Source organism: Streptomyces endocoffeicus, assembly GCF_016741935.1.
In the GTDB taxonomy this organism is placed as follows: Bacteria; Actinomycetota; Actinomycetes; order Streptomycetales; family Streptomycetaceae; genus Streptomyces; species Streptomyces endocoffeicus.
In genome coordinates, this window is sequence record NZ_JAERRG010000013.1 from 103,752 (window position 1) to 124,978 (window position 21,227).

Genomic DNA, 21,227 nt, shown 5'->3' on the forward strand with positions numbered 1-21,227 from the left:
GGCCGATCGCCGCTGAAGCGTTCTGCCACAGCTGGATTTGTTTATAATAACTAGCTAGTAGCATGTCAATGATACTTTCGAAAATAGCTCCGCGGCGAGCACAGGGGGTATCCAGGGCGGCACGGGGACGGGGCGGGCGCCACGGTGGCTCCCCAGTCCGGGGTGACCCGGGCGTCACCACCGGCTACGGGCCGGAGCCGCTCGTTTGACAGACCCGGCTGGTAAGGGGCAGTTCGCGCATGTTCGATCGCAGAGCTGTGGAGTACGGACCGACGCCCAAGCTCAGCGCCGCACCCAGGTCCATCGGTGTGTCAACGTCCAGTCGGGCGCCGGGAACGTTGGCGATGATGAGTTCGTGGGCCCCCGTGACAGCGTGCTGGGTGCGGGAGGCACCCTCGAAGCGAGGCAGGAGCATGCGCGGTGTGCTCGCTGTCAAGATCGTGGTGCCAGAGCCTGTGTGGTCGGTGAGGAAGGCTCGGGGGTGATGCCGCGCGTCAGTCAAGACCCGCATGAGTTCCTCAGACCGCAGGGCCGGTAGGTCCGCGGTCAAGACCGCCACGGGGCCCGCTGTGGCGCTGATCGCAGCGTGGGCGGCGCCACGGTGGACAGCGGCGTTGAGGCCACGGACAGGGGTGTCGTCGGCGACCTTCGCTCCGGCCCGGGCAGCCAGAACGTGTGCCTCGCTGTCGGCCGTCACGACGATGACCTGTCGCACCAGCGGGGTATGCGAGATCGCGTCCAGGGTGTCCAAGTAAAAGGCCCGCGCCCATTCCGCCCGGCTCGCACCAGCCCAGATCGCCAGGCGGCTCTTGCCCAGGGCGAACGGTTTGACCGGTAGCAGCACGGTCCAGCGGGTGCTGTCAGTGTGGGGCACGATCACCCTTCCAGGACGGGCAGCAGCTCGGGCAGGTGCCCGTCGGACGCCGCCGCGGCCCGCTGCCGTTCCTCCGGCACCTCGCCGTACAGCGTCGTACGCGGCCTCGCGGGCCGGCCGGCCGCCCCCGCCACCGCGATCAGGTCCCGCACCGACTTGTAGGAGCCGTAGGAGGAGCCCGCCATCCGGGAGATGGTCTCCTCCATGAGGGTGCCGCCCAGGTCGTTGGCGCCGGAGCGGAGCATCTCCGCCGCGCCCTGGGTGCCCAGCTTCACCCAGCTCGTCTGGATGTTGGGGATGTGCGGGTGCAACAGCAGCCGCGCCATCGCCGTAACCGCCCGGTTGTCCCGCATCGTCGGGCCCGGGCGGGCGATGCCCGCCAGGTAGACCGGCGCGTTGGTGTGGATGAAGGGCAGGGTCACGAACTCCGTGAAACCGCCGGTGCGTCGCTGGACACCGGCCAGCGTGCGCAGGTGGCCGAGCCAGTGGCGGGGCTGGTCGACATGGCCGTACATCATCGTCGACGACGAGCGGATGCCCAGCTCGTGCGCCGTCGTGACCACCTCGATCCAGGTGGCCGTGGGCAGTTTCCCCTTGGTCAGGACCCAGCGGACCTCGTCGTCGAGGATCTCCGCCGCCGTGCCGGGGATGGAGTCCAGGCCCGCCTCCTTGGCGGCGCTCAGCCACTCGCGGACGGACATCCCGGTGCGGGTCGCGCCGTTGATGACCTCCATCGGGGAGAAGGCGTGCACATGCATCCCCGGCACGCGCTCCTTGACCGCCCTGGCGATGTCGAAGTACGCCGTGCCCGGCAGGTCCGGGTGGATGCCGCCCTGCATGCACACCTCCACCGCGCCCACGTCCCAGGCCTGCTGGGCGCGGTCGGCGACCTGGTCCAGGGAGAGGGTGTAGGCGTCGGCGTCGGTGCGGCGCTGGGCGAAGGCGCAGAAGCGGCAGCCGGTGTAGCAGACATTGGTGAAGTTGATGTTGCGCGTGACGATATACGTGACGTCGTCGCCGGCCACCGACTTGCGCACTTCGTCCGCCACCTGGCACAGCGCGTCCAGCGCCGGGCCGTCCGCGTGCAGCAGGGCCAGGGCCTCGGCGTCGGTGAGCCGGGTGGGGTCGTCGGCCGCCGTCGCCAGGGCCTGGCGGACGTCGGTGTCGATGCGCTCGGGGACCATGCCGGGGGCGGCCGCGGCGCGCAGTTCGGCCCAGTCGCCGTAGACCTCGTCGAAGTCGTCGCGGCGGTCGGAGGTGCGGCCCTCGGTGTCGATCGCGGTGTGCAGATCCGTACGGCCGGAGGGCACGAACACCTCCTCCGGCTCCTGCCAGGGGTGGCCCTCGACCACCGCGTCCGGGCGGGCGAGGCCGGTCTGCGCGTCGGCCAGGGCACTCACGTGCGGGCGCAGCCGCGGGTCCAGCCAGGGCTCGCCGCGCCGCACGAACTCCGGGTAGACGCACAGGCGTTCACGCAGCTCGAAGCCGGCCGCCGCGGACCTCGCCGCCAGCTCCTCGATCTGCGGCCAGGGCCGCTCGGGGTTGACGTGGTCGATGGTCAGCGGGGAGACCCCGCCCCAGTCGTCGATGCCGGCGCCGATCAGCCGCTCGTACTCGGCGTCGACGAGGTTGGGCGGGGCCTGTAGGCATGCGCTCGGGCCCATGATGTGCCGGGCGACGGCCACCGTGGCCACCAGCTCGTCCAGTTCGGCGTCCGGCATGCCGCGCATCGCGGTGCCGGGCTTGGCGCGGAAGTTCTGGATGATCAGTTCCTGCACGCCGTGGTACGCCCGCGCCACCTTGCGCAGCGCGAACAGCGACTCCGCCCGCTCCTCGCAGGTCTCCCCGATGCCGATGAGGATGCCGGTGGTGAAGGGGACGGAGGAGCGGCCCGCGTCCTCCAGCACCCGCAGCCGGACGGCCGGTTCCTTGTCCGGGGAGCCGTGGTGCGGGCCGCCGGGCTCGGACCACAGCCGGGTCGCGGTCGTCTCCAGCATCATGCCCATCGAGGGCGCGACCGGCTTCAGGCGCTGGAAGTCCGTCCACGACATGACGCCCGGGTTGAGGTGGGGGAGCAGGCCCGTCTCCTCCAGGATGCGGACGGAGATGGCGCGGACGTAGGCGATGGTGTCGTCGTAGCCGTGCGCGTCGAGCCACTCGCGCGCCTCCGGCCAGCGCTCCTCGGGCTTGTCGCCGAGGGTGATCAGGGCTTCCTTGCAACCGAGGGCGGCGCCCTCGCGGGCGGTGTCGAGGACCTCGTCCGGCGACATGAACATCCCGTGCCCAGCGCGGCGCAGCTTGCCGGGCACGGTGACGAAGGTGCAGTAATGGCACTTGTCCCGGCACAGCCGGGTCAGCGGGATGAAGACGCTCTTCGAGTACGTGATCACGCCGGGGCGGCCCGCCGCGTCGAGGCCCGCGTCGCGGACCCGGGCGGCGGACTCCGCGAGGCCGGTGAGGGCCTCGCCGCGCGCCTGGAGCAGGACGGCGGCCTCGGTGACGTCCAGGGCGACGCCGTCCCGGGCGCGTTTGAGAGCGCGACGCATGGAGTTCTCGGTGAGGACCACTGGTATTTCTCCAGATTGCGATCATGTCTGCTGTGAAGGGCCCTGGCCGCGGGCGGGCTGTCCAGCTGTGCCGCGGACGACCTGGATGTCCAGCTCGACGCGGATGGTGGTGCCGATGGCCGCGACGCGGTGGGCGAGCGTCTTCTGCCAGGTGAGAGCACATACGGGTGGGCGTCCACGTCGAGGAGGTCCCGGCAGAGCAGATTGACCGGCGTGGTTTCAGGCGTTTAGGGGGCCCGGTCGTGCTGAGGTATTTCCCCGTGGCGTCACCGAATGATCTGGCGGTCTGCCAGGTGCGTCTCCTGACGGAGTTGCCTTTTGACAATCTTTCCGGTGGCGTTCTTTGGCAGATCGTCGACGAAGACAACCGACCTCGGCTTCTTGAACGAAGCGAGGTGCGCTTTGCAGAGCTCGACGAGCTCAGCTGCGCCCAGTGTTTGGTCCGCTACGACGAAAGCGACGACGGACTCTCCCCACTCGCTGTCCGGAACTCCGACAACCGCGACTTCACGCACTGCCGGATGGGTGAGCAGGACCTCTTCGACCTCGCGCGGATAGACATTGGATCCGCCCGTGATGATGACGTCCTTCGCACGGTCGGTCAGGTAGAGGTACCCGTCATCCGGGTCGAGATGACCGATGTCACCGGTGTGCAGCCAACCGTCCACGAGAGTCTCCGCGGTGGCTTTCGGGTTCTTCCAGTAGCCGTTCATGACCACGGCGCCCCGGACGATGACCTCACCGTCACTTCCATCGGGGACGGGAGAACCGTTCTGCGCGACGATGCGGAGGTCTATTCCGCCGAAGGGGCGGCCACAGGAGCCGGGGTGAGCGAGGGCGTCCCCAGGGGGCATCACCGTGATGGTCATGGGAGCCTCTCCCTGACCGTACATCTGGGTGATGATGGGTCCGAAAGCGTTCACCGCGGCGCGCAAGTCCTCCTGGTAGAGGGGGGCGCCGCCGACGACGATGCTCCGCAGGCCCGACAAGTCGTACGTTGCGAACTGAGGGTCGCGCACGATCCTGTTCAACATGGTCGGCGCGAGGAACGCCGCGTGTGTGATCTTGTGCCTCTCGATCTGCCCGAGATAGTCGCCCGGCGAGAAGCTGCCGGAAGGCGAGATCACGTTCGTCGCCCCGCGGCCGATCGCGGGGAGGAGGTAGAGGCCGCTGCCGTGGGTGAGCGGGGCAGCGTGCAGGAAGGAACTGCCGGGAGCAACCGGATCTATATCGGCGTGGTAGGTGGCGGTCATCGCAGCCAGGTTGCGGTGACTCAACGTGGCACCCTTGGGCCTGCCGGTGGTGCCGGAGGTGTAGAACAGCCATGCTGAGTCCGCGTCGTCGACGGCCGCCATGTCGAGCGGCCGAGCGGCGGGTACGGCTGAATACGCGGTGCCCGCGTTCGTCCCCTCGGCGGCCTCGGCGGCCGTGGCGGCCGGGGCGCGAATGATCCGGACCTGCGGCGGAAGCGTGTCCGCCGCGGCGGAAGTCTCCGCCGAGACGAGGATCGCCGCGGCGCCGCTTTGCTCCACCACGTAGGCGATCTCGTCGGGGTGGAGGTGCCAGTTCAGCGGGACCGCGACGAATCCGCCCCAGAAACACGCCCAGAGCATCTCGACGAGTTCGGGCCGGTTGGGCAGGAGCAGCGCGACCCGATCACCGGGTCGCAGACCGAGCCGGCGCAATCCGGCCGCCACTCTCGCTACCCGATCGACAAGTTCGGGGTAACTGGTCCTGCGGCCCCCGAAGACGAGGGCGTCGGCGCCGCCGGCGCGGCGGCTGCCGTCGACGAGCAGGTGGGCGACGTTCAAGGCGTTCTCCGTGGTTTCCCTGTGTGATAGCTGAATGGATCGCCGTCAGGCCGGCGAGCCGTCAGGCCGGCGAGCCCTCAGGCCGGCGAGCCCTCAGGCTCGAGGGCTCGCCCAGAGCAGTCAGCTCGACGAGATAACTGGCAATTTCGCCCTGAAGGCGGAGAGCGGCTGAACGGGTGACGGAGCCGATCTCACCACTGCCCGTGGTGCGGGCCGTCGGGGAAGTCGGTGACGACAGATCCTTCAGGAATGTCGTCGACATCGCGGGGACCGCGGAACTCCCGGGACATCTCGTATGCGATCTCCCGCGCGATCCGGCCACCGCGCATCTCGAAGCAGTGAACGAGGCGCATGCTCACCCGGTCACCGGGCTTGAACCCGAGGTTCGGCATTCCGTCCCCGACCACGGTGAGGTCGCAGATCTGGTCGTCGAAGACGTAGTCCTCGGTGGCGAAGCGGCGAAGCGTCGTGGTCCGGTTGAAATGCACTGTCTCGAAAATCGCCAGGTAGGCTTCTTTCACGGTGGCAGCGTCTTTGTACACCTGACCACGGAACGGTGCTTCCCAAACGATGTCATCGGTGTAAAGCGCGATCGCTTTGTCGACACTTTCCGGGTTCTCGTTGTGGAAATGTGCCTCGACGACCCGGAGATTGTGCGCAATGAGCTCCTCGCGGCTCAGAGTCGATACATCGACCTTGAGAAGGTTGTCGGTGTCGGCGGTGTGTTCGCTCGTCGTCATGGTCTTTCCTCCTTGCGATGCGGTGTGGGCAGTTCAGCGATCGGCGGTGAAGACCTGACGGATCTCGCCGATGCCTTCGACCCAGCTACGGAGTTCCTCGCCGGGCTGGAGGTAACGCTGCGGTTGACGGGCGAGGCCGACTCCCGCGGGTGTGCCGGTGAAGATCAGATCGCCGGGATAGAGGGTCACGCCCTGCGACAGCGATGAGATCAGCTCCGGCACGTCGAAGATCAGGTCACTGGTGCGGCCTCGCTGGACCACGTCGCCGTCGATCGCGCAGCCGAGCTCGAGGTCGTCCGGATCGGACAGCTCGTCCGGCGTGACCATCCACGGGCCGACCGGTGCGAAACCCGCGTACGACTTGCCGAAGCTGAACTGCGGTGCGGGTCCCTGCAGTTGAGAGATTCGTTCCGAGATGTCCTGTCCGACGGCGAGTCCCGCAACGCTGCCCCAGGCTTCGGCCTTACCGACCCCCCTGGTCTCCCGCCCGATCACGACGACGAGTTCCACTTCCCAGTCCGTGTTCCCGCCGGCTGGAAGCGTGACGGTCGTGTCGGGTCCGGTCAGCGACGACTGGAACTTGGTGAAGACCGGGGGCAGTCGGTCCGGGAGGTCGAACCCGGACTCCGCGGCGTGGTCGCGGTAGTTCAGGCCGATCGCGAAGATCTGCCGAGGCTCCGGGGAGGGGGCTCCCAGGCGCGACCGATGGAGTGTCAGGACGCTGTCCGTGGGGTTCACAGTGGCTGCCCAGTCGACGAACACGTCCCAGACGCCGTAGACCGAAGCGGGGTTGGACCCGAACTTGCCCTTGCTGGCCGATTCGACGTCGATGCCCGTGGTGTCGTTCAGGACGATGGTCGCTCGGCCATCGTGGTTGGCGAAACGCATGGATCTCCGATCATTTGGTGCCGGTGCCGACGGTGTCGGCCCCGGTTGGACCGTGGGGAAGCAGAACCGGCCGTCCGCGTACGCCACGCTCGGCCGCGGCGAACGCCTGTGCTACCTCTCCCAGGGAGTAGGTGGCGTGGACAGGCGTTGGCCGAAGGCTGCCGTCCCCGAAACCGGGGGCGAGTTCGCGCAGCCGGGCGGTTGCCGACGCCGGAGTCAGTCGGCCGGTGTTCAGGCCGAGCAGGTGCAGTTCCTTGCGGTAGAAATCCAGCAGATCGATGGCGGCGACTGAGTCCTGCGGCGGGCTGCTGAGCAGGCAGATCTTGCCGCGCGCACCCATGGCGCGGGTGATGTCCGCCGTCAGGGGGCCACCCACGACGTCGACGGCGGATGTGGCGCCTGTCGGTCCTGCGGCGTCCACAAGACGATCTCCCAGCGACAGATCAGCGTCGATCACCCTGTCGATTCCGGCGGCAACTGCCAGGCTGAGTTCGTCGGCCCCTTTGACGACGCCGATCACGCGTCGTGCGCCGAGCCAGCGGGCCATATCAGCGGCGGCCGCTCCGACTCCTCCCACGGCACCGGTCACGATCACCGTCGACTCGCGTCCGACCGGACCAGCCAGCCGTAGCGCGGCAGCGGCAGTGAGGTAGGACAGCGCGGAGGCCGCGGCCTCGGCGAATGACAGCCCTGCCGGCATCGGGGTCACCGCTGTTCTCGACGTCGCGAGGTACTGGGCGTAGGCGCCGTCGCAGGACAGGCCGATCTCGCCACCCGCTCCCCAGACGGAACGGCCCCGGAGCTCGCGCGTGCCCGCGACGACAACGCCGGCGAAGGCTCGCCCGAGAACGCGGGGGAACGGCCCCGGCAGGATTCCGCGGCAGGCGAGTGCGTCGCTTCGATTCACCGCGGCGGCACGAACTTCGATCAGTACTTGGTCCGGACCGTCGATGCTCGGTACCGGGATGTCCTCGACCTGGAGCAACGCCGGCTCCATCGAGGAAACCGCTCTGACTCCGAGCATCACACCGGCGCGCGTCCCGGCCGAGGGAGCCTGGTCCGCACCGGAAGCACGGGCGGCCTGCCGTCTCATCGTCAACTGCTTCTCCCGTCGTTGGGAGAGCGGCGGCTCCGCTCTACTAATATATTCATATGCTTCGCATGCAGGCATGTCAATGTGATTTTCGAAAGTTACGGCGGGTCTGTCACCGCTGGGTGAGCCGGGTGGCGCTCGCGGGCGACGGGCCGGCCGCCGGGCCCGGGAACTGCTCCAGCGCCGGTACGAAGTCGCCGGAGGGCAGGCCGTGCGGGTGGAGCGGCGGCGGCACCTCGCTGATCTTGGGGGACTCGCGGCACCGGGGCGGCAGGATCGCCGGGGAGAACCGTTGACCCGCGACCTGGACGTAGGTGCCGGTTGCGCGGCCAACCACACGTGATGGCCCGCCGAGGGGTGCGCCGGGTCCTCGGCGGACAGGCGAGCCTGAGTGCGGCGACGCGGGAACGTGCTTATGTGTCCCCATTTAGTCGATATGCGCTAGGGTTTCGAAAGTTGCCGCAGCTTGCCCATAAGCCGGGTAAAATGATGGACCATGGCGAAAGAAGGTCGATCGGCGACACGCGCGGCCGCTGTGCATCAGAGGCTGAGGGACGACATCCTAGGGGGACGGTTCCGCCCTGGTGAACGTCTGAAGTTCCAGCAGATTTGTGAGGATTACAAAACCTCCGTAGGTGCCGCGCGCGAGGCACTGACCCGACTGGCATCAGAGGGACTCGTCCGCTCGCAGCCCAATTTTGGCTACATGGTGACACCGCTGTCCCTCGAAGATCTCGAGGATCTCACGGCCGCACGCGTGGAGCTGGAGTGCATGGCTCTGCGCATGTCGATCGAGAAGGGTGACCGGCAGTGGGAGGCCAACGCGGTCGCCGCGCATCACTTGCTTGCCCGGACCCCCTTCACCTCATCTGAACAGCCCGGCCGCCCAACGGACGAGTGGGCGCGAGTTCACACCGAGTTCCATTTCGCCCTGATCGCAGGGTGCCCGAACCGACGCATACTGCAGATGGCCCGGAGTCTTCGCGAGGAGGCGGGCCTCTATCAGCTGTGGTCGGTTTCACTCCAGCGGAAACCGGACCGCGATGGTGCGGCCGAACACCGGGCACTCCTCGAGGCGAGCGTCGACCGGGATGCCGAGCGCGCCGCACTCCTGCTCCGCGAGCACCTCCAGCACACGGCACGACTGCTGCAAGCAGACGGCCTTCATGAGCTGCACGCCCCACCCGAGGAATGACAGGTCGCGGACGGGGACTCATTCAGCGCCTCCGGTGTCCGTTTGGCGCGGGTGCCTTCGACGTTCTTCGGCAGCAGTTCGTGGCCGAGGGCTTCACCGACGTGCTTGGCCCGTAGCGGCCCGGTCGCGTGGTGGAAAGCGGCGAGGACGCGGGGGTAGTCCGGGTGCTCGGGCAGGTCCGGCGCGACGGCCGGGAGCCGGTCGGCGAGACCGGTGACGGTCTTGCGGGTGATCGTGAGGTGCTCCAGGTGGGCAGGCAGGTCACTGAACAGGAGCTGGGCACGCTGCCGGACAACGTCGAGGTGCACCCCTGGGCGCCGCAGCTGGACGTGCTGGGGCAGGCCGACCTCGTTGTCACCCACGCCGGGGCCGGCGGTCAGGCGGAGGGTCATCAGGGTGACGGCGCGGTGGGAAGGCACGAGAGGGTCATAGCCGTGTGGCTGTGCGGACCAGCCCCGCGAGGGCGAGGGAGCGGCTGTGCGCGGGCCACGCGATGTGAGTGACGACGGGGGGTGCGTCGGTCAGGGGGACGGCGGTGTGCTCGGCCCATAGCCAGGCGCGGGCGGAGTCGGGGAAGACGGCCACGGTGCGTCCGAGGGCGATCAGCTGGGCCAGCTGCGTCTGATCGTGGATCTCGGGGCCCGGACCGGGTGGGTAGGTGCCGTTACGGGACCAACGGGCGAGCGGAAGATCGGGAATGTCGCTGACGTCGGCCAGGGACAGAGTCTTGTGCGCGGCGAGGGGGTGCTCGGCGGGCAGGATGGCGATCTGCCCCTCGGTCATCAGTTCCTCGCTGTCGAACCCAGTGAGGGAGTTGAACGGCTTGTGCATGAGCGCCACGTCAGCCCGGCCATCGCGCAGCATCTCTTCCTGCTCGCAGGTACCGCTCGGCAGCACGTCGATCTCGGCGGCGTCCGGCTCGGCCGCGTAGGCGTCGAGGAGCTTGTGCAGCAACTCGTGGGACGAGGCGGCCTTCACCGCCAGCACCAGGCGGTTGCGGGGGCCTCTCGGGTCGTCAGCGCCACCGGCGCGGCGGGCGCGGCGGGCGGCGGCGGTGATCGCGTCGAGGGCCGCGCGGCCCTCGTACAGCAGCATCTCCCCGGCGCCGGTCAGGGCGACTCCGCGACGGTTGCGTGTCAGCAGGGAGACACCGAGGCGCCGCTCGAGCCGCTGGATCGCCCGGGACAGCGGTGGCTGTGCCATGCCGAGGCGCTCGGCGGCACGGCCGAAGTGCAGTTCCTCGGCCACGGCCAGGAAGTACCTCAGCTCGCGGGTCTCCAAGATGTCCATGGCGACAGCGTACTCCGGTGATACCTTCCGGGTATCACCGGGCGCTGTGTCGGTATTGGATGCGCCGCCGGTCGGCGAGCGAACATCAACGGCACGGGCGAAGCGAGATCCGCGCCGGTAGCCGGCGCGGACGAGGTGCCGTCGACGAGCGGCGGACCATGTGACACGCAGCCCATGAAGTATCCGGCTCAGCAGGAAAGACACAGCCATGAACACACTCTCCGCGTCACTCCCCGGCGGCACCTGGCCCCTGGGCGATCTGACCGTCACCCGCTTCGGCTACGGCGCCATGCAGCTCGCCGGCCCTGGGGTCATGGGCCCGCCTGCCGACCGCGACGGCGCGCTCACCATCCTGCGTGAGGCCGCCGACCTCGGGGTCACCCACATCGACACCTCCGGCGCCTACGGGCCGCGCGTCACCAATCAGCTGATCCGTGAAGCACTGCACCCCTACCCCGAATCGCTGCACATCGTGACCAAGGTCGGCGCGGTCCGCGATGAGCAGGGCGGCTGGCCCCCTGCCCGGCAGCCTGAGGACCTGCGCCGCGCCGTCCACGAGAACCTCGAGGACCTCGGCGTCGAGGTGCTTGATGTGGTCAACCTCCGGCTCGGCGACGCCCAGGGCCCTCGGTCCGGCTCGCTCGCCGAGCCCTTCGAGGCTCTTGTCGAACTCCAGCAGCAAGGCCTGATCCGGCATCTGGGAGTGAGCAACGCGACGGCGGAACAGGTCGCCGAGGCGCAGGCGATCGCGCCGATCGTGTGTGTGCAGAACATGTACAACCTCGCCTACCGCCAGGACGACGAGCTGATCGACGACCTCAGTGCCAAGGGCGTCGCCTACGTGCCGTACTTCCCGCTCGGCGGCTTCACTCCGCTGCAGTCCACGGCGCTTTCTGCCGTGGCCACCCGGCTGGAGGCGACGCCGATGTCGGTCGCTCTGGCCTGGCTGCTGCGCCGGTCGCCGAACATCCTGCTCATTCCCGGCACCTCGTCAGTGGTACACCTGCGCGAGAACGCCGCCGGTACGGGAGTCTCGCTCTCCGACGAGGACCTCGCCGAGTTGGACAAGATCGGCCGCTAGGGCCTGCTCCGGGTGAGATCACCCGGTGAGGCAGAGCCGCGGATCCAGAGCAGGGAGCCGCGGAACTTCATGCCGGCCGGGACGGCGGTGACCGGGGCTGCGGCGCACTGGCGGCGTCCACGAGCATGTCGACGGCGTCGTGGCGGGCCCGTTCCACGGCGGATTCCACGCTGACCAGGGCTGAGGTCGACCTGCCCGCGCGCTGCGGCCTCGACATCACGCCGCCCGTCAGCGAGCCGAGGACGCCTGGATCACCACCGGCAGTCACGGCTCGATCAACGCCCATTCGCCATCCGTCGTGACGCCCGCTCGGGCTTCATCCGAGGCCGCGCCTCGGCCAAGACAGCAAGGACCTCCCCCATGCCCTCGACCACGCCCCGAAACCACGTGGCCCGCTTCACCGTGGGCGCGGCGTCCGCCGCGTTGCTCGTCACCGCCGGCGCGATCACGCCCCCAAGCGCGTCCGCCGCCCCCGAGCGCGTATCGGGCTTCACTCGACACACGATCACGCAGAAGGTCTCACTCACCGGCAGTGGACCGGCCGACCAGACGCTGAGCGCCGTGGAATACCAACCGACCCACGCCCGCGTGAAGGGCATTCAGGTGATGATCCCGGGCGTCACCTACGACCATCGGTACTTCGATCTCAAGACGGACCGCGGCTGGATCTCGCAGGCACGCGAGGCGGCCGAGGACGGCTGGATCACCGTCGCCGTGGACCGCCTCGGAACCGGCAACTCCAGCAGCCCGGCCGCGGACAAGCTGAACGGCACGACCCACTCCGCCACCATCCATCAACTGATCACCAAGCTGAGGACCGCCCACAAAGGGCTGCCGGTCGCACTGGTCGGCCACTCCATGGGAAGCGCGGTCGCCCTCCAGGAAGCCGCGTCCTACAAGGACGTCAACGCTGTCGTCGTCACCGGATTCATGCACCATGCCGGCTCCGGCGGACTGCTGTTCAACGCCGCGATGCACCCCGCCGCCGAAGACGCCGCCTTCGCCGGCCGCGCGATACCGGACGGCTCCCTCACCACCCGGGACGGCATGCGCCAGCTGCTCTACTGGCCGTTCAACGCCGACCTGAGCACCGTGAAGGCCGACGATGCGGTCAAACAGATCGCCACCGTCGGGGAGTTCACCTCCTTCTCGGACGAGCAGAGCAACGACACGTACGGCAAGAAGGTCGACGTTCCCGTCCTGTCGCTCGTGGGCCAGCACGATGGCCTGTTCTTCGACCCCACCGACCTGAGCAAGACCCTCACAGCGGAGACCGCCGCCTACCCGGCCAGCCCCGCCGTCGACGTGAAGTCCATTCCCGGAGCCGGTCACGACCTGGCCCTCCAGCGCAACGCCGACAGCACCACCAACACCATCGACAAGTGGCTGTCCCGCAAGCTCTAGGAACACGCAACCCGGGCCCCAGCAAGACCAGGGACGGCACGGGACGATGCGCCGGCCCCGATCGGTTGGCTGTGCGATCGGCGATCGGCGCACGGCGCGGTCAGTCACCGGCCGCGCTGAGCCGCAGGCTCCCCGCGAAGTCGATCCGGGCCAACTCGGCACGGGAGGTGATGCCCAGCTTGTCGTAGACCTTGGCCAGGTGGTGGCCGACCGTGCGTGGGCTGATCAGCAGATGTGCCGCGATCTCCCGATTGGTCAGACGCTTCGCCGCCAGTCGCGCGACCCGCAGTTCCTGCGTGGTCAACCCGGCCTCGTCGGTCCGGCTGGGCACGAGACGGCGCCGCGGGCTTTCGGTCAGTGCGTGCTCGGACAACGCCCGCGCCCGCAGTGGTTCCGCACCCAGGCGGTCGAAGATCTCGGCTGCGCCGGCAAGCTGGATCCGGGCGTCGGCCCGGCGGCGCGCCCGCCGCAGCCACTCCCCGTAGAGCAGCCGGGTACGGGCGTACTCGAACGGATAGTCCGCCGCACCCGCCACGTCGAGGGCCGCTTGGTACGAGGTCTCTGCCGCCGGGCCGCCGAGCACGAGGGCGCGGAGACGATGGGCAGTGGTACGGGCCCACGTCGCACCCGTGCGCTGTGCCCACGTCTCCACCATGGCCACCTGGGGTTCGACGACGTCGGCGTTCCCCAACTGCACCGCCGACTCGACGGTGTCCATGGCGGCCAACAGCGCACAGGTAGGGTGAGCGGCCTCGTGTTCGGGCTCGGCGAGCGGCATCAGGTGACTCAGCGCGTCCTGTGGACGACCGTCGAACAGCGCCGCGCGGCCGCGGTGCAAGTACGCCGATGCGCTGAGTCCCCGCACCCCGCGTGGGACCGAGACCCGCAGGATCTGGGTGGTGTGCTCGTCGACGGTGCGGTGATCGCCCCGGGCGGCGGCCAGTGCTCCGAGGGAGACGCGGCACTGCGTGGCCAGGTGATCCGCCCCGACCTCCTTGGCCAGCCGCAGCCCGTCGGCCGCCGCGGTCTCGGCGGCTTCCCACCGACCCGCGGCGATGTCGAGGACCGCGGTCTGGGCGAGCACCAGCGCCAGCGCGGTGAGTTCGTGCCGACGCCGCAGGTGTACGGCCTGCTCGCGCAGCACGTCGAGCAGCGAGCCCTCTATCCCCCAGGCCTGGGCCAGCGGTACGGGTGGCAGCAGCTCCCACGCGGCCGTACCGAGCCGACTGACCGTGCCGCCGGCCATCTCCGGGGCGGTCGGGGTGACCTCGCCGGTCTGGTCGTAGCAGGACCACCAGACCCTCAGCACGGGCAACAGCTCCGACAGGGCGGGATCACCGTCGGTGTCCACGGCGAGTAGCCGCTGCAGTGCCTCCTGCTGGAGGTCGGGCCGACCGGCCGACCACGCGGCGCGGACCGCCACGGTGCCGAGCTCCACCGCGCCGCGAGCGCCAGGGACGACAGCCATGTCGCAGACCAGGTAGCGGTGGGCACGCTCGGGCACGCCGTGGGCGAACTCGAGGATCCCGCGCAACCCGCCGCTCAGCCGGGCGACGAGAAGCTCGCCGCCCAGGCGCTCGGCGTCGTCCAGCAGCTGCCGCGCCGCCTCCGCGTCGCCCGCGTCCCATGCGGCGCGGGCGGCAGCGGCCAGGCGGCGCGCGGCCGCGGCCGGTTCGGGGGACAGCTCGGCCGCCCGCCGCAGTGTGCGAGCCGCTATCGGCCCCGCACTACGCTGCAGGCACTGCTCGGCGGCTTGCTCCAGCAACGTGGCGACGTCCTCGTCCACCGTGTCGGCGGCGGCGGCCAGATGCCAGGCCCGTTCCGCGGTGGCATCCCTCGGCAGGGCGACGGCCAACGCCCGGTGCGCGGCCTGCCGGTCCAGGAAGGGGGCGCCATCGTAGACCGCCGCCCGGATCAGCGGGTGGCGGAACTCCAGCCGGGCCCCGGTGGCACGGATCAGACCGGAGCGCAGGACCTCGTCCCAGGTGGGCGTGTCGACGCCCCAGTCGGCCCCGGCACGGTGCACGACATGGCGGTCGCCCCGGTCCTCGGCGGCGGCCAGCAGCAACAACGCCCGGGCCGGCGGCGTCATGGCCATGGCCCGGGAGCCGAACGCCCGCCGCAGCCGTGGCCCGACCGGCGTCAGATCCCCGGATCGCCCGAGCGGCGCGTCGCCATCGGGCTCGTGATCGATGGCGGGCAGCTCGTGCAGCGCCAACGGGTTGCCCCCGGCTGCCCGGATCGTACGATCGACGAGCGCCCCGTCGGCCCCCGGGGCGGCCGCGACCAGGAGCCGCCGGGCGTCGTCGTCGGCCAGCCCCACGACCTCCAGTGCCGGCAGTCCTTCCCACGGCCCCGAGGCAGGGTCCTCGTGTCCGGTGAGCAGCACCGCGACCGGATCGGTCGCCACTCGCCGGGCGAGGAAGCCCAGGCAGTGCACGGTCGCCTCGTCGACCCACTGGGCGTCGTCCACCGCGACAAGCACCGGTCGCTCCCGGGCAAGATCGCTGACCAGTGACAACACGGCCGCGCCGATGAGGAATCGGTTGGTCGTGTCCCGGCTCAATCCCAGCGCGCCGCGCAACGCCGCAGCCTGTGGAGCGGCGAGCCTCTCCAGTCGGTCCCTCACCGGCCACAGCAGCTCGTGCAGTGCCGCGAACGCGAGCCCCGCTTCCATCCGGGAGCCCCGGCACCGCAGCACCGTCGCGTCGGACGCGGCCTCGACGGCGTGCTCGAGCAGGGCGGTCTTGCCGATACCCGGCTCGCCCCACAGCACGAGCCCGGAGCCCGAGCCGTCCGCGGCCCGATCCAGCAACCTGTCGAGGGCCGCGGTCTCGGCGTGCCGCCCGAACAGCTCCATGTCCCACCCCAGAATGTCGTGCCAGGCCGCGGTGGTGCGACCGTTTCGAGGCTATAGGCCAATTCTGCCGCTGTGGCCGACCGGTTGAGCGGCCCATCCGGCGGGGACCGCGGCAGGGTTCGTCCGCCAACCTCGCAGCGACCCCCATCCGGACCACGTGCCGGTGCGGTGCGAGCCGCGACCGATACGGCGACCGATTCGCGACCTCGGGCGGCCGACGTAGGTTCGTGCCCGGCTGAAGAGGCCTGAAGCCCATAACCCGATGAGAAGCGCGAGGACGTGAATGGCCTTGCGTTCCGCAGAAGACCGAGATTGATGCTGCATCACTACATCGGTCAATTTATCATTGTCTCTCCAGGAGTTCGCATGCGCATCGGATTCTCGCTTCCGCAGTACGGCGCGATGGCTCAAGAGCTCAGCAGGCTCGCCGACTTCGCCCGACAGGCCGAGGAGCTCGGAGCCGACAGCCTATGGGGTGGGTGACCGCGTGCTGGCCGCGGTGAATCCGACCGTGGGCTACGGAGGCATGGACACGATTCCGTGGCAGCTGCACACCATGCTTGACCCGTTCGTGGCGCTGGGTGTTGCCGCGAGCGTCACCGAACGAGCGCTGCTGGGCACCTCCACGCTCATCGCACCCTGGTATTCCCCGCTGCTCCTCGCCCGGTCGCTGACCGGTGTCGACGTGGTGAGCGGGGGACGTCTCATACCCGGCCTCGGCACCGGCTGGTCGCCCGAGGAGTACCAGGGCGTGGGCGTTCCCTGGAAGGAGCGGGGCGCGAGGCTGGACGAGTGTCTGGACGTGCTGGAGGCGGTGTGGACCACCGAGCCCGTCGCGCGATACGACGGCAGGCACTACGCCTTCCCCGCCGCCCACATCGGACTCAAGCCGGTCCAGCGCCCTCGGCCTCCGGTCTATCTGTCCGGCTTCGCCCCGGCGTCCCAACGCCGGGCGGCCCGTCGCGCGCACCCCGGGATTCGACCACGCCGTCCACAACAGCCGCCTGATCGCCCGAGTCGAACAGGCCTCGCGCACCGGTCTCCGGCAGTGAAGGCGTGGCACCACGCCCGGGCCGTGACCGATAGGGCGACCGATCCGCGAGCGCGGGCAGCCGGTCTAGGTTTCGACATACCGGAAGGCCCCTGAAGGCCCTTGAAGGCCCACTACCCCGACCTGGGAGTCGTTGATGATTTCTGTCCTCTGTCACCATGGCGCCGGCGGCGCTTCGCGGCAGGCTCACGACGTATGACCACGTCCGCGCGCGCTGCCGTTCTCGAAGCGCGGGACGGGCCGTTCGAATTCCGTGACATCGAGGTCGAGGACCCGCGACCCGACGAGGTACTCGTTCGCATGGTCGCGACCGGAATTTGCGCGACCGATGCTCATGTGCGGGCGCAGCGCATGGCGACGCCGCTACCGGTGGTGCTGGGGCACGAGGGCGCGGGAGTCGTCGAACGTGTGGGGGCCGCTGTCACCACCGTCGAGGCCGGTGACCACGTCGTCCTGTCCTACCACTCGTGTGGCCGCTGCAAGCCGTGCATGTCCGCTCACGCGGCCTACTGCGACAACGTCTGGGCAGCCAACTTCGCAGGTGCCCGCCTGGATGGCTCGAACGGCCTGCACGTTGCCCACGGTGCTGAGCCACACGGTCACTTCTTCGGCCAGTCCTCATTCTCCACCTACGCTCTGACCCACCAACGGAACACGATCAAGGTCCCCCGTGATCTGCCCCTCGACGTCATGGCTCCGTTGGGGTGCGGGCTGCAGACGGGCGCGGGGGCCGTACTCAAGGCCCTCGCTGTTCCGCCGGGGGCGTCCTTCGCCGTGTTCGGCGTAGGCGCGGTGGGCTTGGCAGCGGTCATGGCGGCTCGCGTCGCGGGTGCTACCACGATCGTCGCCGTCGACGTCGACGCCGGCCGGCTCGAGCTCGCCCGCGATCTCGGAGCGACGCACCTCGTCAACCCCGGCCAGGCCGAGGACCTCACCGGCACGCTCCGCGCCATCGAGGCGCGCGGCCTGGAGTACGTCCTCGATACGAGCGGCCGCACGGAGAACCTCGACGCCGGGGTCGGAGCCTTGGCACCGCTGGGCCGATTCGGCTTCGTGGCGTTCCACGAAGGCACCGGCGCCATGATCGACGCCGGCCGGCTCACGGCCGGCCAGTCGTTGCAGGGCATCATCCAGGGAGACGCCGTCTCCTCGCTACTGATCAACGATCTCGCCCAGCTCTACCGAGCGGGCCGGTTCCCGATCGACCGATTGCTCTCCTTCTACGACTTCTCCGATATCAACACCGCGTTCGAAGACGCGGGCTCGGGCCACGCCACCAAGGCGATCCTTCGCTTCACATCACCGGGATAGCCCACCCGTTCAACAGATTTTCCACAGCAGAGAGGCATCTCGTCGATGTGCCAGAGCAGTCAGAAACCCATCAGCGTTGACCACACCTCGAGCTTCTACGCGATCGACCACTATGGCTTCCCCCGAGCGGGGGCGGACGACCCGGCCGACCCCGAGGGGTATTACCCCCCTTACTTCCAGAGCGAGCACTTCCAGAAGTACGGCTACCACGTCGAAGAATTGCGCGACGGCTTCTATTGGGTCACCAGCGCCGGCTACGACGCCGCATTCGTGGTGACCGAGCGGGGCGTGGTCGCGATCGACGCACCGCCGACGCTGGGCGAGAACATGCTGGCGGCGATCGAGGACGTCACCGACCAACCGGTGACCCACGTGATCTACAGCCACTGGCACGCCGATCACATCGGCGCGGCTTCCGTGTTCGGTCCCGACGTCGAGATCGTCGCCCACCGCATCACCAAGGATCTCCTGGAGCGCTTTCCCGACCCGAAGCGGCCCCTGCCGACGACGACATTCGAGGACGACCTCGTCCTCGAAGTCGGCGGAGTGAGCCTGCAGCTCTCCTACAAGGGCGAGAACCACTGCCCGGGCAACATCTTCATCTACGCACCACAGCAGAAGGTGCTCACTGCCGTGGACATCCTGAGTCCGGGCAGCGTGACCTTCATGCACTGCGACGCCTCGCAGAACATCTCCGGCTGGTACGAGGCGCATGCGCAGATTCTCGACTACGACTTCGACTTCTTCGTCGGCGGACATCACATGCATTACGGCACCTACGAGCAGGTGAAACTGTGCGTGGAGTACTTCGCCGACGTGCTCGAGGGGGCGACCGCGGCGGTCGAGCGATTCAGCCGCTCGGACGCGCTCGTCGACATCGTGACCAGCACCGGCTGGAACAGGATGTTCGTCGGCACCGAGAACTGGATCAACTCGATGGCGAACTACACCACCCGGCACGTCCTGGAGAAGACGACCAGCAACGGCCAGCTCTGGTGGGAGCGGCTGGCAGGCGCCACCACCCAGACCAAGTACCACGCGTACACCGTGCTGGAGTCGATCCGGCTGGAACGGCCGCGCCCGGACTACCGCCTGCGGGGCGAGAATCCCCCGGTCTTCCTGACCTGACGCCGTCCTGAACAGTACGACCAGACGAGCATACGTACACGGATGATGCGGGTTGTGACTCAGCGGTCACGACCCGCTTCTTCATGTTGTAGGTGCAGGCCCGTTCCGCGAAGGTACTCGCTGAAGACGCGGGCCACGATGGGCGCGGTTTCGGGGTCGCCTGGCGCACTGCTGCTGGGGAGCTTGGGGTGGTAGCGGCTGGTGTCATGGCATGGCCGCTTCGTGTGCGCGCGTTCACGGCCTCGTCTTCCGATGGGATCGGGGGTAGCGGCAGCGTTCGGTCCCGGCTTGCCGCTCCCGGCGGGCGCACAACGGTGGTGACGACGACGGTGCCGCCCGACACATGGCGGTCGGCGCGCTGGGCGGGTGCGGAGGTAGGTGCGGTGCTCCGCACCGATTCACGGTTGGACATGGCGTCGTGCCCCTTCCACTCCCGCGCGTCAGGTGTGACGCACAACACAGGTGCCCTGTTGTGAACCCGCGTAATGGCTCCGCTCCTGCGGCCTCTCTCTCGTCACCAAGCGCCGTCGGAAGCGCAGGCGTGCCGGCACCTTCGGGAGGGGCCTCTACTCATGGACGGTCAGATGGATCAGCGCATGGCGCTGTTGCTGCTGACGGGCGGTATCACTGTGTATATCGCCTTTGAGCATCCTTCGTTCGGTACGGCCCTCTTGGTCGGGGTGGGTGTGGTGACGCTGCTGCACCTTCTCCTCAGAGATCGCTGATCCACGCAAGCGGTCACGTGCCTGGAGATCCCGAGTGTGGACGCCAATTAAAGATTCTTCATGTTCGATTTCTGTCGGCTCTGTACGGGCCTTGGTCCTGCTCACTGCCGCCGAGCCGGAGGTGGGCCATCGCGCATGGCGGTCCATGGGGCGATCCGCGGGATGAGGTTGTCGGCCTACCACGGACAGGACAAGACAGGATGTCGCGTGGCAACGGCACCATGGCTCATGCATTCTCGGATGATCCGATGGTCAACAGGCGGCAGGTCCAATTCGAGGAAGGGAGTAGGCCGGTAAAACTCCGCCACAGCAGCGTAAAATGGCCTATATTATGTAAAATCATCTCATTTAATTTGACAACTTTGCAGTGGCGGCCCAGGATGGCGGAGTAATGGTGGGACCTTGTCTGGAGGGTCGATGGCTTTGGTGAACAGGAGGAAAAGGCCGCCTACGGCCCAGGAGGCGGTGGTCGCAGAGATTAGGCGGGCGATTCTCGGTGGCGATATGCCTCCTGGTGTCCAGATCTTTCAGGATGAACTGGCCTCACAGTTTGGAGTCAGCCGTGTCCCGGTGAGGGACGCGCTGCGTCTTCTGCAGGGTGAAGGGCTCATCAGCTATGCCCCGCACGCCGGCTACCATGTCGCGCAATTGGATGTTGAGCAACTCCTGGAGATTCAGAACGTCCGTGAGATCCTTGAGACCGAGGCGCTGTCGGTAGGGGTTCCCCGCATTGCGGATGAAACCGTCGAAACCATGAGCGCGGCATTCGATGAAATGGCGCGGTGTGAGGCTGACGGCGACCTCGCATCGTGGGTGGAGGCGCACCGGGCGTTTCATTTCGTATTGTTCGAGGCCGCGGCCATGCCGCATCTGATGCGCATTCTCGGTCGGGTCTGGGACGCTTCAGATCTCTACCGATCCCATTACATGCACGCCGATACGGCGCAGCAGCGGGCGCATGCCGAGCACCATGCGATCCTGGAGGCGGCGCGGGCTCGGGACCTGGAGGCGTTGCTGACGCTCATGCGCGGGCATCGGCAGTCGACTGTCGCCGCGATCCACCGGTCCGTGACGGGCGAGTCGAAGCCTGAAGCGGACAGCAACCCGTGACGCCGAGCTGACGCACGCCCGGCCTTCGCCTGGCAGCGGTGCCGTCGACCGGTCCGGTCGGTTGTCGGCGGCCCTCCCTCTTGTGCCATAGGCCCAGGT

At 68.6% G+C, this 21,227-nt stretch carries 17 protein-coding genes and 2 pseudogenes; 9 read left to right on the forward strand and 10 right to left on the reverse strand.

All coding sequences use genetic code 11. From position 1 onward, the window contains the following. Positions 1–184: 184 nt before the first annotated feature. From cofC to JK364_RS29160, 7 genes and pseudogenes are all read right to left on the reverse strand, one after another. Positions 185–874 (reverse strand): 2-phospho-L-lactate guanylyltransferase, encoded by a 690-nt coding sequence (gene cofC, locus JK364_RS29130; protein ID WP_201854311.1) that lies wholly within the window; start codon positions 872–874, stop codon positions 185–187. Positions 875–876: 2 nt separating this feature from the next. Then, positions 877–3,447, reverse strand: a complete 2,571-nt coding sequence (locus JK364_RS29135) for a bifunctional FO biosynthesis protein CofGH (protein ID WP_307841420.1) — start codon at positions 3,445–3,447, stop codon at positions 877–879. 260 nt (positions 3,448–3,707) lie between these two features. Next, on the reverse strand, positions 3,708–5,252 hold the full coding sequence (locus JK364_RS29140) for a class I adenylate-forming enzyme family protein (RefSeq protein ID WP_201854313.1): 1,545 nt from the start codon (positions 5,250–5,252) through the stop codon (positions 3,708–3,710). 191 nt (positions 5,253–5,443) lie between these two features. Beyond that, positions 5,444–5,992: a nuclear transport factor 2 family protein gene (locus JK364_RS29145; protein WP_201854314.1), complete on the reverse strand. Its 549-nt coding sequence runs from the start codon at positions 5,990–5,992 to the stop codon at positions 5,444–5,446. Between the two features lie 33 nt (positions 5,993–6,025). Continuing rightward, the gene (locus tag JK364_RS29150; protein ID WP_201854315.1) at positions 6,026–6,880 is read right to left on the reverse strand and encodes a fumarylacetoacetate hydrolase family protein; all 855 of its coding nucleotides are present in this window, start codon (positions 6,878–6,880) and stop codon (positions 6,026–6,028) included. 10 nt (positions 6,881–6,890) lie between these two features. Beyond that, entirely contained in the window at positions 6,891–7,865 is a 975-nt protein-coding gene (locus tag JK364_RS29155) for a quinone oxidoreductase family protein (protein ID WP_201854316.1), read from the reverse strand. A 223-nt stretch (positions 7,866–8,088) separates the two neighbouring features. Further along, positions 8,089–8,268 (reverse strand): annotated as a pseudogene (locus JK364_RS29160) (IS256 family transposase); the annotation flags it as partial. 201 nt (positions 8,269–8,469) lie between these two features. On the opposite strand from JK364_RS29160, the gene JK364_RS29165 reads away from it, so the two are divergent. Next, positions 8,470–9,168, forward strand: coding sequence for a GntR family transcriptional regulator (locus JK364_RS29165; protein ID WP_201854317.1), 699 nt, complete (start codon positions 8,470–8,472; stop codon positions 9,166–9,168). On the opposite strand, the gene JK364_RS57630 is transcribed toward JK364_RS29165, so the two are convergent. Then, on the reverse strand, positions 9,138–9,440 hold the full coding sequence (locus JK364_RS57630) for a hypothetical protein (RefSeq protein WP_372462010.1): 303 nt from the start codon (positions 9,438–9,440) through the stop codon (positions 9,138–9,140). The two genes, JK364_RS29165 and JK364_RS57630, sit on opposite strands and share 31 nt — an antisense overlap. Here JK364_RS57630 and JK364_RS29175 point away from each other — a divergent pair. Continuing rightward, positions 9,360–9,557 (forward strand): annotated as a pseudogene (locus JK364_RS29175) (hypothetical protein); the annotation flags it as partial. The gene JK364_RS57630 and the pseudogene JK364_RS29175 overlap by 81 nt on opposite strands. 37 nt (positions 9,558–9,594) lie before the next feature. Here the strand turns inward: JK364_RS29175 and JK364_RS29180 are convergent. Further along, on the reverse strand, positions 9,595–10,458 hold the full coding sequence (locus JK364_RS29180) for a LysR family transcriptional regulator (RefSeq protein ID WP_201854318.1): 864 nt from the start codon (positions 10,456–10,458) through the stop codon (positions 9,595–9,597). 208 nt (positions 10,459–10,666) lie between these two features. Here JK364_RS29180 and JK364_RS29185 point away from each other — a divergent pair, with 208 nt between their 5' ends. Both JK364_RS29185 and JK364_RS29190 read left to right on the forward strand, forming a co-directional pair. Further along, positions 10,667–11,539, forward strand: coding sequence for an aldo/keto reductase family oxidoreductase (locus JK364_RS29185; protein WP_201854319.1), 873 nt, complete (start codon positions 10,667–10,669; stop codon positions 11,537–11,539). A 360-nt stretch (positions 11,540–11,899) separates the two neighbouring features. Next, a complete protein-coding gene (locus JK364_RS29190) occupies positions 11,900–12,943 on the forward strand; it encodes an alpha/beta hydrolase (RefSeq protein ID WP_201854320.1) in 1,044 nt (347 codons plus the stop codon). Positions 12,944–13,043: 100 nt separating this feature from the next. On the opposite strand, the gene JK364_RS29195 is transcribed toward JK364_RS29190, so the two are convergent. Further along, a complete protein-coding gene (locus tag JK364_RS29195) occupies positions 13,044–15,803 on the reverse strand; it encodes a helix-turn-helix transcriptional regulator (protein ID WP_201854321.1) in 2,760 nt (919 codons plus the stop codon). A gap of 475 nt (positions 15,804–16,278) precedes the next feature. Between JK364_RS29195 and JK364_RS29200 the strand changes: the two genes are divergently transcribed. From JK364_RS29200 to JK364_RS29220, 5 genes are all read left to right on the forward strand, one after another. Further along, positions 16,279–16,950: an LLM class flavin-dependent oxidoreductase gene (locus JK364_RS29200; RefSeq protein ID WP_307841413.1), complete on the forward strand. Its 672-nt coding sequence runs from the start codon at positions 16,279–16,281 to the stop codon at positions 16,948–16,950. Positions 16,951–17,049: 99 nt separating this feature from the next. Then, positions 17,050–18,165 (forward strand): NAD(P)-dependent alcohol dehydrogenase, encoded by a 1,116-nt coding sequence (locus tag JK364_RS29205; RefSeq protein WP_201854322.1) that lies wholly within the window; start codon positions 17,050–17,052, stop codon positions 18,163–18,165. Between the two features lie 45 nt (positions 18,166–18,210). Next, entirely contained in the window at positions 18,211–19,293 is a 1,083-nt protein-coding gene (locus JK364_RS29210) for an MBL fold metallo-hydrolase (RefSeq protein ID WP_201854323.1), read from the forward strand. Positions 19,294–19,865: 572 nt separating this feature from the next. After that, positions 19,866–20,018, forward strand: a complete 153-nt coding sequence (locus tag JK364_RS29215) for a hypothetical protein (protein WP_201854324.1) — start codon at positions 19,866–19,868, stop codon at positions 20,016–20,018. 465 nt (positions 20,019–20,483) lie between these two features. Next, a complete protein-coding gene (locus tag JK364_RS29220; protein ID WP_201854325.1) occupies positions 20,484–21,128 on the forward strand; it encodes a GntR family transcriptional regulator in 645 nt (214 codons plus the stop codon). Positions 21,129–21,227: the final 99 nt, after the last annotated feature.